Source organism: Chitinophaga sp. OAE865 (genome assembly GCF_040546735.1).
In the GTDB taxonomy this organism is placed as follows: domain Bacteria; phylum Bacteroidota; class Bacteroidia; order Chitinophagales; family Chitinophagaceae; genus Chitinophaga; species Chitinophaga polysaccharea_A.
The window spans coordinates 747,327-761,394 of record NZ_JBEPOF010000001.1; the positions used below are offsets into that span (position 1 = coordinate 747,327).

At 46.1% G+C, this 14,068-nt stretch carries 7 protein-coding genes; 2 read left to right on the forward strand and 5 right to left on the reverse strand.

From position 1 onward, the window contains the following. Positions 1 to 435: 435 nt before the first annotated feature. Complete coding sequence (locus ABIE50_RS03185; RefSeq protein WP_209855980.1) at positions 436 to 1,695, reverse strand: DUF3472 domain-containing protein; 1,260 nt, start codon at positions 1,693 to 1,695, stop codon at positions 436 to 438. Positions 1,696 to 1,851: 156 nt separating this feature from the next. Between ABIE50_RS03185 and ABIE50_RS03190 the strand changes: the two genes are divergently transcribed. Then, entirely contained in the window at positions 1,852 to 2,556 is a 705-nt protein-coding gene (locus ABIE50_RS03190; protein WP_354027854.1) for a type 1 glutamine amidotransferase domain-containing protein, read from the forward strand. Between the two features lie 35 nt (positions 2,557 to 2,591). Here the strand turns inward: ABIE50_RS03190 and ABIE50_RS03195 are convergent, their stop codons facing one another. After that, entirely contained in the window at positions 2,592 to 2,981 is a 390-nt protein-coding gene (locus ABIE50_RS03195) for a septal ring lytic transglycosylase RlpA family protein (RefSeq protein WP_354027855.1), read from the reverse strand. 149 nt (positions 2,982 to 3,130) lie between these two features. On the opposite strand from ABIE50_RS03195, the gene ABIE50_RS03200 reads away from it, so the two are divergent. After that, the gene (locus tag ABIE50_RS03200; protein WP_209855977.1) at positions 3,131 to 4,867 is read left to right on the forward strand and encodes a thiamine pyrophosphate-dependent enzyme; all 1,737 of its coding nucleotides are present in this window, start codon (positions 3,131 to 3,133) and stop codon (positions 4,865 to 4,867) included. Between the two features lie 46 nt (positions 4,868 to 4,913). Here the strand turns inward: ABIE50_RS03200 and tamL are convergent, their stop codons facing one another. The 3 genes from tamL to ABIE50_RS03215 form a co-directional block, all read right to left on the reverse strand. Beyond that, positions 4,914 to 7,418: a translocation and assembly module lipoprotein TamL gene (tamL, locus tag ABIE50_RS03205; protein WP_209855974.1), complete on the reverse strand. Its 2,505-nt coding sequence runs from the start codon at positions 7,416 to 7,418 to the stop codon at positions 4,914 to 4,916. Beyond that, entirely contained in the window at positions 7,402 to 12,480 is a 5,079-nt protein-coding gene (locus ABIE50_RS03210) for a translocation/assembly module TamB domain-containing protein (RefSeq protein WP_209855971.1), read from the reverse strand. Before ABIE50_RS03210 ends, tamL begins: the two co-directional genes overlap by 17 nt. Before the next feature lie 859 nt (positions 12,481 to 13,339). Continuing rightward, entirely contained in the window at positions 13,340 to 13,951 is a 612-nt protein-coding gene (locus tag ABIE50_RS03215; protein ID WP_209855968.1) for a DUF6563 family protein, read from the reverse strand. Between the last annotated feature and the right edge of the window lie 117 nt (positions 13,952 to 14,068).

The following is a 14,068-nucleotide window of genomic DNA, read 5'->3' on the forward strand; positions in this document are numbered from 1 at the left end:
GATCAGTAACAGAAAATTTGAGCAATGAGGGGTACACCCGGAAACGCTGGAGGAAAATGAAAATAAATGCGCCACCTAAATCCCATGGGGTATATGGACTAATCAATTGGGTCTGTTTTCTTTTTATGCCTGATAAATAAAACGTCGCCAGGCAGTGGAAATGCCTGGCGACGGGGGTTGATACAGGATATGGTAGTATAATGAGCAGCATGTTTTCAGGCTTGCCGCTAATTCTCAAATCGTGGATACGTCCAAAAGTGGATAAACGTTATATTTCCCATTTCAATATCGGCTGATGTCTGTTTGTGCAGATATCAGGAAAAAACCAACATAATCATGCAAAGCAGCAATTTAACTGGCAGGGGACCACTTAAAAGTGGTTGTTCCAACCGCAGATAAACTGCAGCCGGTTGATACTTACCGTTCTAAGAATTATCAGAATTTTGGTAATTCAATAACGGGAGGCGTACCTGTTGCCTGGCGCTCAAACAGATCCTCATATTTTGCATTGGCAGGTTTGAAACCACTGTTCCATAAATAGAACCATCCGTTTTCAGAGCCACCGCCAAAGTCGAGCCGGTCTTTGGCTCTGGCTGTTGCGTCATTGGAGAACTTTGCTTTGGTGAGCTCTATCCATTCACCGGTGTTGGTTTTTATCCAGTGGTTACCGAAATATCCTTTGCGGCCAAGATGGCCATTTTCAAAAGAAAAGTTTTCCAGGAAGGAATAAAGATGGCCCATATACTTACCATCTTTGGGCGCTCTGAAACTGGCAATCAGTTTCCACTCATTATGTTCCGGAACATAAAAATAGGCAGTATAGGTGGTGGTATTTCCTGTTGGTACACTGTGCATCAGGAAACGGTAAGTATCACCGGCTTTCCAGCTATATACCCAGTGGCTATGACCTCCTGTTCCTTCCCCACCAAACCCGCTGGCTTCTACACTATCTCCTTTTGCAAGCATTACCACCTGGTCTTCATATTTTACCTTACTCCGCTCCTGCGGCTCCCCTCCTGCATCCCAAACAGAAAAGATAATTCTTCTTTCCGTGGGTGAATTAACCTGCATTCCAAAGTAGCCCCTGTGGAATCCGCAAGACATGAAATAGGTACCCAGTTTATCTTCTCCCTCCGGAACTTTAATTTCTCCATAAAACCACTCTACATTTTTACCTTCAGGAACAGGATAGTTTAAGTGTACAGAAGCTGCGCGGCGCCAGGGTTTGGCATTATATTGAATGTCTTTGACAGCGGAACCCGAAAGGTCAACACTTTTTACATCTGCATATATATTCCCTTTCTTCTCCACACCTTTCAATGATATACAATAGAAGCCTGCCTTCTTTACAGACGTTTGCAACACGGGAATGTTTACAAAATCATTATTGGAAGGAATGCTAACTATTTTTTGAGTTTCATTTACAGTAACTAATATTTTGCTTTCGGCGTCTGCTTTTGCCTGTAAGGAAACTTTGAGTGATCCGGGATTGGCCACATGAAAATAAAAATTGACGGTGTTACTGTTCTCTGTCCAATGAATAACGCCGTGGCGCTCATTGATTTCTACATGTTCTTCTACCGGATCGGCATAGGCGGTAAAGCCGGGAAGCTCTGCCACAGGGGCCTGCGCAAGTGTGTTGTTTGCAGCAAAGGGAATAGACAGCATTGCTGCCAGGAGCGTTTTCTTGTTCATTGTTCTTAATTGTATAGTTAACAAATAAAGCAGCATCCGTTCCCAAAAGCAATTAAGAAAGGAAAAAATTACAAACAGATGAGAATCCGGTTTCTGCAACGGTTTGGGCATTAAATTATACAAGCGCAAACGTACTGATCTTATGGGAAAGATGCTATGCCTGAGAAATTACAAAGGGAATTGTTTTTGTGGCAGAAGAATACGTTGCCGCGGTATTTATCTGCCGGAGGCTGGATATTTTCAAACTATTTAAAACATTATTTTATGGAAAATCAATTAAAAGATAAGAAAGTAGCTATCGTGGTTGCCAACGGATTTGAGGAAGTAGAACTTACAAAACCGTTGGAAGCATTGAAGAATGCCGGAGCTACCGTAGATATTATTTCTCCGGAAGAAAAAACGGTGCGTGCCTGGGCCGAAAAAGACTGGGGGAAAGATTATCCGGTAGACAAAAACATAAAGGATGTGGTTGCCTCCAGCTATGATGCGCTTGTATTACCGGGAGGCGTGATGAATCCGGACCATTTGCGTACGAATGACCGTGTGATCGCTTTTGTTACCGGGTTCTTCGATGAGAGTAAACCTATTGCAGCTATTTGTCACGGCCCGTGGACTTTAATTGAAACCGGAGAACTGGATGGCCGGAAGGTAACATCCTACCCTTCATTAAAAACAGATCTTGAAAATGCAGGGGCTTTATGGACAGATGAAGAGGTGGTAACTGACAAAGGATTGGTTACAAGCCGGACACCAAAGGATTTGCCGGCATTTTGCAGAAAAATGGTCGAAGAAATTGCTGAAGGCCCGCATGATCAACGGGGCGATGCAGCACATAAAGGAGGAGTACATCAATTAGGATAATTATTATTTACAGGAGTGGGGCGTCTCACTCCTGCTTATTTTTTCTTCTTCTTTTTGTATTTCACTTCTACATTGGCAACGCCGGTATTGAGCATGCCTATCCGGGAGGCAGCTTTGTGCGACAGGTCAATAATCCGGCCTGGTACAAACGGTCCCCTGTCGTTGATGCGGACCTTTACGCTTTTTCCATTGGCAATATTGATAACGGTAACACGGGTACCGAAGGGAAGTGTTTTGTGTGCGGCTGTAAGCTCCCGCTGGCGGAAGGTTTCGCCACTTGCTGTCCGTTTACCATCGAAGGAATTGGCGTAATAGGAGGCCTTTCCTGTTTCGGTGATTTTCCGGCTACAGGAAGTGGCGCCTGCCATTACCAGGATAATGAAAAGCAATATCCAATTGCGTTGTGAGGGTGCAGGGATATACATGCGGATAGCGATTTAGACAATAGTCTAAAAATAAGTCAAATTTCCGATGCTTTTATTGGGAGGAAAGGTGGAATTTGATGAATGGCATAATGTTGAACAATATAGATGATCAACTGTTTTTATCAGGCACTCATTCTAACAAATTTTATATGGCAAAACTTGTAGCGGATCAATTGGTTGAAATGCTGGCAACGGCCGGCATTAAACGTATTTATGCTGTAACCGGCGATAGTTTGAATCATATTAACGATGCCGTGCGTCGTGATGGCCGGATCCAGTGGATCCATGTAAGGCATGAGGAAACTGGCGCTTATGCTGCAGGCGCCGAAGCGCAGTTGAACGGCCTGGCTTGTTGTGCCGGTAGCAGCGGGCCGGGGCATGTGCATCTTATTAACGGATTATATGACGCGCACCGGTCGGGCGCGTCGTTGCTGGCAATCGCCTCTACCTGCGCGACCAGCGAATTTGGAAGCGATTATTTCCAGGAAACCAATACCATCAAGCTATTTGATGATTGTAGTCATTATAACCAGGTAGCTGCTACAGCAGAACAGGCGCCGCGCATGCTGCAGGCTGCTTTACAACATGCAGTACATAAGCATGGCGTAGCGGTTTTAGGATTACCGGGAGATGTGGCTGCCGCTGATGCAAAGGATATTCCTACTGCTACAAGGCTTTATCGTCCGAAACCGGTTATTTGTCCTTCAGCCACCGAGTTAAAGCAGCTGGCAGGTTTACTTGCAGAGGCAAAGAAAATAGCCATTTATTGTGGATTGGGCGCCGTAGAAGCGCACGATGAAGTGGTGGCACTTTCAACGTTATTAAAAGCGCCGGTGGCCTACTCGTTCCGCGCCAAAATGGGAATCCAGCATAATAATCCAAATGAAGTAGGCATGACTGGTTTGCTGGGACTTGCATCGGCCTATAAAAGTATGCACGAAGCAGATGTATTGCTGCTGCTTGGAACAGATTTTCCCTACACTCCTTTTATTCCTGAAAAAGCAAAGATCGTCCAGGTAGATATACAACCAGAAAGACTGGGAAGAAGGGCCACCCTGGAGATGGGACTGTGCGGGGATATCAGCGATACGCTAAAGGCGCTTTTGCCTATGCTGAAAGAAAATACAGACCATAATTTCCTGGATGAAATGGTAGCGTTTTATAAGGAAGTGAAAAAGAAAATGCAGACTTACGTGGAGGATACCGGAAAAGAAAATGCTATCAGTCCCGAGTTTGTGGCTTCTACCCTCAATAAAATTGCTGCCAACGATGCCATTTTTACGGTAGATACCGGGATGACGAATGTTTGGACGGCCCGGTACCTGGAAGGCACCGGTAAACGTACGCTGCTGGGGTCCTTTAATCATGGTTCAATGGCCAATGCTATGCCGCAGGCAATTGGCGCGGCGTTGGCCCAACCGGGCCGGGAAGTGTATGCTCTGTGTGGCGATGGGGGATTAACGATGTTGCTGGGAGACCTGATGACGATAAAACAGTACCAGCTCCCCGTAAAAGTAATAGTATTTAACAACCGGGCCCTGGGAATGGTAAAACTGGAGATGGAAGTAGCCGGGATTCCCGACTGGCAAACTGATATGGTGAATCCTGATTTTGGCGCCGTAGCAGTGGCCATGGGGTTCACCGCTTTTACGATCCGTAAACCGGAAGAAGTGGAAAGTGTTTTAGCCAAGGCGGCTAAAACAGAAGGGCATGTGCTGGTAAATGTGTTCACCAACCCGGAATCATTGGCGATGCCGCCAAAGGTGGAGTTTGCGCAGATGAAGGGATTTGCGCTCTGGATGGGAAAACTAATCCTGAGCGGAAGGTATGAAGATGTATTTGATGCAGTGAAATCGAATTACAAGCACCTGAAAGATGTGTTATGAGTATATATTTACGGGGAGATGATTTTAAAATCATCTCCCCGTAATATTAGAACGGATACCCGATTGCAATATTAAGAATCAGGTTCTTTTTGCGCCATTCAGGATCACTGAAATCTATTTTGTCCAACACCCAGCGCTCGTTTTGAGGCAGATAAGGAACACGGAAAGGTATTGCAAGATCCAGTCGTACCACTACAATGGAAGCGTCTATGCGTAGGCCCACTCCCCCACCTACGGCAATGTCTTTATAAAAAGTATTGAAGGCAAACTTACTACCGGGTTTATCGGGTACTTCTTTCTGCAACCAGATATTTCCGGCATCTATAAACGCTGCCACGTTAAATACACTGGCAACATGTACACGCAGCTCGGAGTTGAACTCCAGTTTAATATCGCCGGCTTCATTGGCCAGCAGGGCAGATGTATCTACCGCAGGGTTGTGATAAGATCCCGGGCCCAGTGTACGCGCCCTGAATGCCCTGATACTGCTGCTTCCGCCGGTGAAGAACTGCTTCACGAAGGGCAGCGTAGAGGAGTTGCCGTATGGCAAACCATATCCGATCAGAAGGCGGTTTACCCATTGTTTTCCTTTGCCTAACTGCCAGTAGTGCCGCGCTTCGGCGGTAAACCTTTCATATTGCGCAAATGAATTTCCCAGTAAAGTTTTCTGACCGGTATCATTTTTTGGAATGATCAGCCCGGCAATGTTCCCGGAAATATCAATATTGCCACTCAGGTAAAAACTATGCACACGATTGGCCTGCTGGTTGTTATAAGTGATGGTATAGTTGCCTCCCAGGATAAACTGCTTTTCAATGGCATTACGTTGACTTGGATCATTCCTCAGGATACTATCGTATGCAGGTGTTGTTTTGGTAGGCAATACATATGTAAGCGCAACGGGTGCGAATATGTGACTCAGGTACTGAGTGCGCTGCCACAGGTACTGTAGCTGTAGCGTATATGCGTTAAGGTTATACAGGTCTGCACGGCTGTATAATTCATAGCTGGCGCTTATCCTCGTTTTAGGAACATAAGGGGTACGAATGTTCAGTCCTCTGAAGGGAGTGATGAACCGAGGGAAAGTAACGGCTACTTCTCCGCCCAGGCCATATGAATTGGACCCGCCTGCGTTTTTATTACCGGTTTGCCATTCCAGGCCTCCGCGCAAGCCTATTTCCAGTAATGCCGCAGAATGCAGCCAGTTACGGTTTTTAGCGGTTATCTGTATCTGGGAGCCAATAAATCCATTTGATTTGGAGGTTCCGCGTAATTCTGTTTGAAGGGAGCGACGTTTGTAAGGCGTCAGGAAAAGTTTGGCGTCCAGCCAGCCGCTGTCGAGTGCTACCCTGTTGTTTACCATGGCGCGATAGGTGCCTGCCTGCGATGTATCGCGGGCATAGGCAGTGTCCCGACGATTAAAATTTCTGCCGGAGCTGTCTCTGCGGCTGGTGCTGTCTCTCCTGCCACCGGCATCTCTCCTTCCAGTAACATTTGCACTGCCGCCGGTTAAGTTGTGAATGGAGGTATCGCGCACAGGAGAGAACTGTCCTTTCACAAATTTGAAAACTCCCAGGTTAATCAGTCTTTGCAGTGTGATATTGTGTGAACTCAGACGATATAAACTATCCGGACGTAAAAAAACAGACCGGTCAAATGCAGAAGATTTGAAGCGGTGCGCAGAATCTACGATATAAATGCCTTTGTATTTTACAGGTGTTCCCTGTGTGGAAGCGGAGTCATTATCCAGCGAATAATCGGGGAACAACACAATATCATGCATTTTGTAAGGGCGGAGCGCCAATAGCGGTGTGTTATCTTTTATCTTTACAAATAAATCAACAGTCCCGTTATTGGTACTATCTACCTGTACCAACAGATAATCCGGTGTAAAATAATAATAGCCCTGTTCTTTTAGTGCGGCGTGTATACGTTCACGTTCGGCCTTTATGGAATCCAGCGAATAATTGGCCCCGATGATCAGGGAGCTTTGCGGTTTGGTATATGTTACTGTTTTGCCAATGGCACTACTGTCTGTTAAATAGGTAACACTTTTAATGGTATACCGGTGGTTAGGTGTAGCTGTATAATTAACGGAGGCTTTTTTCTTCCCGGATAATTTAACAGCAGATACTACACCTGCCTGGAAATAGCCGTTATCTACCAGGTATTCTTCCAATACTTCAGATGTGTAATCCGGTTTGGCCTGGCTTAGTAATACCGGCGGTTCGCCCCATTTTCTACGCAGCAGGTAATTTAATCCTTTTCCTTTTGGCTCATTGCCTAAGTTATACAGCCAGAGCTTTATAGGCATGCCAAGGAATCTGCGGTTCCTGTTGGGACGGATCCTTTTATTCATTCCATCAACCAGGTTGCTATAGTCTTTGGGTTTCTTTCTGACAATAGTATCTGTGATCCACTTTACGTTGCTGCCAGTATATAGCCGGTCGCCTTCAGGTACGGTGCGCGTGGTACTGCAGGAGCTGATGACCAGGTAAGCAAGGCATACAAGGCAACAGTAAATGATCGTATGACTATTTGCTTTTCGCATCGGGCGTTGTCGTATTTTTATCGTCTTTCTTATTTTTTTTTCTATCGCGCAGTTTTTGTTTTTTAGTATCAGACTTGGATCGTTGCAGGATCTCCCGGAATTCATCATAGTCCATGATCAGTGCAAAGGCAACACCTGTTTCCACTACCTGGCCTTCGATGATTGTCTGACCGTCGTTCCGCTGATAAACCCGTATGCGGTAACGGCCATCGCGGGTAAGTTTATATTCTACTGAAATATCGCCGATCAGTGAGCTGGCGCTTTGCTGATTACCCTGCAGCATGATATTGGATCCAACGGAAACGGTTAAACGGTCATTGAACAGTTGCTTTGATGCGCCTACTTTGAGATTGGTAGTTTCCTGTGCAGTACCGGTAGAATAATCTTCCTGGTTTTGCAGATCGAAATTCAGATCAACCCCTTTGATCAGGTTGCCAGCCATATTATTGAGCTGTTGTGAAAGTATTTTACTTACACTGTTTTTTGCTGCCTGTCCCACACCGGATCCGCCATCGAGAGTGTTCATGGGATCGTCCGGAATAAAGGAGTTCAGTACCAGTAATCCCATTACCTGTTTATTCAGTTCTGATGGCACCTGGTTAATCTGTTTCAGGCGGTTGTACGGAGTTCCGTTGAGAGTGTTCCTGTCTTTCTCAGCCAGGTCGAGACGGAAGCTGATATCCGGTTTCATCAGGTTGCCTTTGATCATCAGGTATACCTGGAAGGGCATCCGCTGCTTGTAGGTATTGCGTTGTTCGGCCGACATGCTCTGTAGCTGATCCGCAACAAGGTCGTAAGCCGGTGCATTTACCGTGTATTTAGCGGTAATATCGAGATCGGCGCTGGTAGCATCACCATTGAAGGAAATGAAGCTTCCCTTCTCTATATCGAAGGAACGTTTAATGAGCTGGTTCAGCGACATTTCGTATTTACCTTCTGTAATTTCATAACGGCCGGTAAGACTCAGTTTACTGCTGGGGTCCAGGGTAGCGTTAATGCTTGCGGTACCTTTTGCCTGAACATAATCACCGTTTTGTGAGTCAATAATGATTTTGATGACAGATTCCGGCGTGATATCAAGGTTACCAGAGAGGAACATGCCCTTTAACCTGGTAGTTTTAAATTTGATGCTATCTTCACGAGCCAGCAGCGCAGAGTCTATAGGATTGGATTTATCTACAAACTCTATTACTCCTTCCCTGTTGGCTAATCCGGGTTCCTCCTGCGGTAAGGTCATGGTTACGCTCGATTTATCGCGCAGCTTTACCACAGCATCAATTCTTGGCAGATCCATTGATCCACGGATCTTCACTTTACTGTCTATATAAGCCGGGCCATAGATCCACTGATCCGGATTTTGCTGACGGCCCAGGGCCATAAAGTTATCTGCGGTAACATCGAGATTGAAATTGTACCTGGTAAGATCGCGGGTATTAATACGGCCATCTACCACCAGTTCATTATTAGCGCTGTCTGCTATTACCAGGTTATTCAGTTGTATACCGCGTTCATCTATTACAATATCTTCATCGGGCAGGTGGAAAGTGCTACCTATCATGGTTACCATGCCTGTGGCGTTGTCGAAATGCAGGCTTCCCAGTACTTTGGGTGCAGACGGAGTTCCGGTGATATTGAACTGGCCGTTGGCATTGCCCGACATATGGGTAACATTGCCCATTGTAAAAGGTTCCAGCGAGGCAACACTTAGTTTATTAATATCCAGTTGGGCATTGATGGTGCTATCATAAGTACCGTCTACCCGGATATCGTTGTCATTCCCGGTTAGCCCCGCCGTAAGTTTATACTGATCCGGGCCGCTGTTTTCCACGTTGGCCTCCAGTGTTCCCATACGTGTATTCTTCACCGTTAGACTGTCTACTTTCAGTACGGCATGTATGAGTGGAGACTGATTCCAGTTACGCACGGTTGCTTCTGCATTCAGGACACCATTAGCCAGCAATGTATCAGTAGCAAGAAGGCCGGTGATAGTAGATAATTTAAAGTTGGTAATATTTGCCTGGAGGGTAGGAATGGCGCTGGTATCTGCCTGGGTGGCAATTTGTATGGATTGGTCGCCTTGTGATAGTTTGATATTAGCGGTATCAGGAGCGCCATTTTTCATCCGAAGAATATTATTCTCAGCTACAGTCCATTCCTGTTTGTTTAGCAACAGCCCGGGTTTAAGAGACAGCTGCATGGCGTTCTCCTTCAGGAAGGTGAAAATACCGCCCACCTTGTATTTGGGTTGTCTTTTAACATCATCCAGCACCACATCAAAATCAACTACGCCGGTATTGGCATATGCAGTAAGATAGGTGTGCTGCAGGGGGAATGAAGGGTGCGCCATACGGGCCAAGGAAGCGCCCAGTCGTAAAGAGGTGTCCTGAATGGCCAGGCCCAGACGTAGACTATCGACCTGCAGGGAATCATAATTAATTTTAGGAAGATACGCATTCAGCGTAAGCAGGCTGCTGTCGCTGTTTAGGCGCCCATTCATCACCAGCGGTACTTCCATGCGCAGGGTGGGGATCATTTGTTGCAGGCTTTTAGGCCATAGCAGGGATGCGTTCCATTGCAGCATTTGCCCCGAAGGCACAGTTACAATACGTCCGGAGTCTGCCGGCAGCAGAGGTTTGTTGATAATATTGGTGAACGCAGCGCCCACTTTTGTATAGTCGATATGACCATTAGCATTGACCAGGCCGAACGGACTTTTTAAAGTAATGTATTGTTGGTCCTTGTATTCAGCCGTCAGGGAAATACTGTCGAGCGGAAATACCTGGCCTTGTGTGGCGATCTGCCATTTTGTTAAGAAGGCGCCGCCTTCTATGCGCTCAGGTTCAATGCTGTTAAAGTCTGCTACGAGGTTTCCCTGTACCGTTAATGGTTCTGTATACCAATGAGTGGTATAAAGGTCGGCCTTTGCCACTTCCATATTTACTTTCAGGGCCTGAATGGTAGTATCCACCAGTTGCCCGCTGATATCAAAGGTAGCGGTGATGGCAGTGTCTGCGCTTTCGCCTTTTGCTTCAAAGGCGCCGTTATTAATACCTGCAGTTACGTTCACGTCGTGGTACGTATAGGCGTTATAGGTAGCTTCATCCAATTGGGCAGCAGCTTTTGCCACCATTTGTTTTATCGTATAGCCCTGGCCGGTAGCGCTTAGTTTTCCCGACATCCAGCCATAGGTGGTATCGTATAGCATTGCCCCAGGGTTAATGCGGAAGTATGGAATACTGATGGTATAGCTGCTGTGGATGCTATCGGTAATGTTTACCAGTTGTGCGTTGATATTAGCGTTGGCGGTTTCGCTTTTCAGTTGTAATTGCGTTACGAGATCTTTCATACCTCCTTTAAACATACCGGTGATCAGCATGTTTTCCGGCAGGCGTGGCGTATCAGGTAATGTACCGGCGGGTAACCAGGCCCGCAGCGGTTTGTTGCCAGATTGTATGTAAATGGAAGGAAGATTGGCACTGAGGCGGTCCGGATCGGTAGCATGAAACACCTGGCCGTTGTCTGTTTTAATAAGATTGCCTTCGTGATCGTTGATGTAAAGCTGTTTGATGTTCAGTTCTCCCAGTGTACCTTTTAATATAGCCGCCAACGTTAGTTGCTTATTCCAGAGGGGAGCAAAAGATTTGTTTTTGCGGGCATCAGGAACAAAAGGCAGCCATTCTCCCAGTGCCACCTGTACAGAATCGAGATTGGCATCCAGTCCAAGTTGATCCAGGTGGTCGGAAATGCCCGACCAGAAAGGAACGGTTATAATTACCTGTTTGCGGAAAATACTTTTATTGGTTTGCAATAAGAAATTACGCAGGGCCAGGGAATAAGGTGTGAACAATACATCCATATTAGCTTTACGGATGGTAAAGCCGGATTTATCCCGGGCGGTCAGCGATTTAATGCCTGCCATAATGCTGTCGGGCTTATACCGGATATTGTTGATCTTACTGGAGAAGCCTGTCAGCAGCAGATGATTATAATCGGGATCAGTACTTGCTGCTTTGGGTGCTGGTCCGCCATTATCATAGCGTAATGCCAGTTTATCAAGATTTACCTGGTTGGCCATTACCTGCCATGTGTTAGGCGTGGTATCCTTTGGAGAGGTGGTAACAGTATCTTTCCCCGGCACCATCATCAACAGGCCGGCGGTATTGCTGATCGTCAGATCGCCCACCTGTATACGGGTGGAGTCCTGGTCCAGGTTGCTATTGCGTAGCTGGAATGCGCCTATTTTCCATGCAGTGGAGATGCCCATGCCTTCATCTGCATAGAGGAAGCTGCTGTTATTGATCTGCAGTTTTTTCAGCAGCAGATGCAGTGATGCGCTGTTGGTATCGGCGGGTGGTGGTGGGGGTGCCGCGGAGGTAACAGCTGGTGCTATGTATTGTTGCCTGAAAAAGCCTTTTAGTCCGTCGATAGCGATGCCCCTGAACGCATAAATTCCATCGTCAATCAACAGGTCGTCCGGATCCACATGCAAATTGTCCCAGGTGAGTATGGCAGACATTCCGCCGGGGGCATCTGTATAACTTACTTTCACTTTGCGCAGGGAAATATCTTTCAGCCTGAATTGCAGGGTAGTGCCTGTTTCCGGGGCAAGGGTATCTGGTTTATCGGACGGAGTTACAAACGCATCTACTGCAAACTGGTAATTGAAAGCGGAGTCGCCGGTACGCCGGTATACATTTACCAGCAGGGTGTCCCATTCCAGTTTGTCTATTTTCAGTTCATTGCTGATCAGGGAAAGAAGGTTGTAATGTACTTTCAGGGAGCCGGTATAAAATAGGGCCTGGTTGGAGGTGTCGGCCACATAAACATTGCGAAGCTCCAGGTATTGCCAGCCTCGTGCGCGCAAATAACCGATCTGTACTTTTGTATGCAGTTTTTTCCGCAGGTATAGTTCTCCCTGTTCTCTGAGGTAGTTCTGAACTCCGTTCAGCTGTAGTAATAAAACAGCCATTACGGGCAGTAGAAGCACCGCAACAATAATCCATATAAGCCATCGCCACCAGGGGCGGCCGTGTTTTTCTCCGGTTTCTGCTGGTTCTGTCACTATGATGTATTACAAGCGTAAATTACTGAATATAAACGCAAATGCGCACTTATGGTTTACTTTGCCGGCAGGATAGTGTAACCGGGGCGCTTGCCTGCGGGGTACAACAAAATCCATACCTCTGGATACAGGAATAAAATAGTAATTGCAAGAATACATTAAATACGGTAACGGACATACTTTTTTTGGAGAGGAAGTAAATGGGGTGAGTAGTAAAATGCACATATTGGCGAAATGGAGATATGGGAAGACCGGATTAAAGATTATTTTTTAATTATCCAGCTTGAGGGCATTTCTATCTTTTTTTTAGATTCGTTTTCTGACTTATCCATGTCTTCTGCGGGAGGAAGGGGCCTCTTTCCGGCAGGGCCTTTCTAATAGCGGTATTGTTATCTACATGTTCTTCAGTGATATCATCTTCCCCATTCAGATCAATATTATGGCTGGTAATTTCTATGGCAAGATCTTTTGCCTTAATGGCGATGGTGGAGAGGAAACCGGCCAGTGCCCCTGTTTTCGGGAACCGCCAGTTTCTTCTTCATATTACGTTGTGGAGAACCCTCCGAAAAGGGCTTCATCGCCTTAGGAATGTATCCTGACAAACCCGTTGTCATCCACTCCCCTTTCACAGATAATTCCAGACAACATTTTTCCTGATCCGGATAGTTTTTCCGTGGCGTTGGCACGATCGCGATGTCCAGTAACCGTTTTTCAACAATTTCCTGTTTACGGGTTTGTACCGCGAAATAGTGTTGAGCAGAAGCGATGGGAGCTTTTGTGTATCTCCGCTTTGGGCGGTGAATAGCAGACGTAGCGGATGGGCGCAATTCCAACAGTGTCAAGATGAATGAAATTCCGATTACTTTATTTCCGGTTTATTTCTTTGGTTGAACCTGAAAATATAGTATTCAAGCTGGTCTTTCTTCTCCCGGTCATTTCGGAATTCATTGAGCAATACACTGTCTTGTGGAAGGATATATTTTTTGAGATTATAGGCAGATAACTCCAGTACCTGGCCTGTTACCACATTCAATACTTTTTTGAGGACCACTGGTGTGCTGATACTGTTTGTAGTCATATCAGCCTGGTTTACATATCCCCGGGAGGGTTGTATGGCATGTAATGCATATATACAGTAGTAGCCTATTTCCTGTAACTTATTGAGCCCATTATCTTTAATGTAGATATTTTTTCCATCGCAGAAGCCCCAGTAATTTTTTAGTTTATGTTCCTGTCCTGAAGCATCCCGGAGCACCAGTTCATTCCGGTTAGCCAGCAGGTAGATCTGGGCCGCAGTACTACGGTTTTTGATTACCAGGTCGCCTTCTTCGGAAGGGTTATTGGATTGAAATTCTTCAAAGGTTTTGTACAACCCCTTTTTTAGTTGGGGTGCATCTGTAATCAGCTCCATTTGGGCTGCTGCAGAGAAGCCCAGCAATATAAAACCCCAAAAGCACAACAGTTGTTTCATAATAAACAAATGTATCGGGTTTGAGGTGGGCGGATAACCGGAAATAGCTGAACACCGGCTTTGTTTCTGCTGATGTCTGATTTATGTCTTTAAAACCGGGGAGAACAAAAGATTGGA

Bases quoted from the DNA above. Each gene is read 5' to 3' on its own strand.
- ABIE50_RS03185 (WP_209855980.1), bottom strand. From the start codon at position 1,695: ATGAACAAGAAAACGCTCCTGGCAGCAATGCTGTCTATTCCCTTTGCT.
- tamL (WP_209855974.1), bottom strand. From the start codon at position 7,418: ATGCGAAAAGCAAATAGTCATACGATCATTTACTGTTGCCTTGTATGC.
- ABIE50_RS03200 (WP_209855977.1), top strand. From the start codon at position 3,131: ATGGCAAAACTTGTAGCGGATCAATTGGTTGAAATGCTGGCAACGGCC.
- ABIE50_RS03190 (WP_354027854.1), top strand. From the start codon at position 1,852: ATGCCTGAGAAATTACAAAGGGAATTGTTTTTGTGGCAGAAGAATACG.
- ABIE50_RS03215 (WP_209855968.1), bottom strand. From the start codon at position 13,951: ATGAAACAACTGTTGTGCTTTTGGGGTTTTATATTGCTGGGCTTCTCT.
- ABIE50_RS03195 (WP_354027855.1), bottom strand. From the start codon at position 2,981: ATGTATATCCCTGCACCCTCACAACGCAATTGGATATTGCTTTTCATT.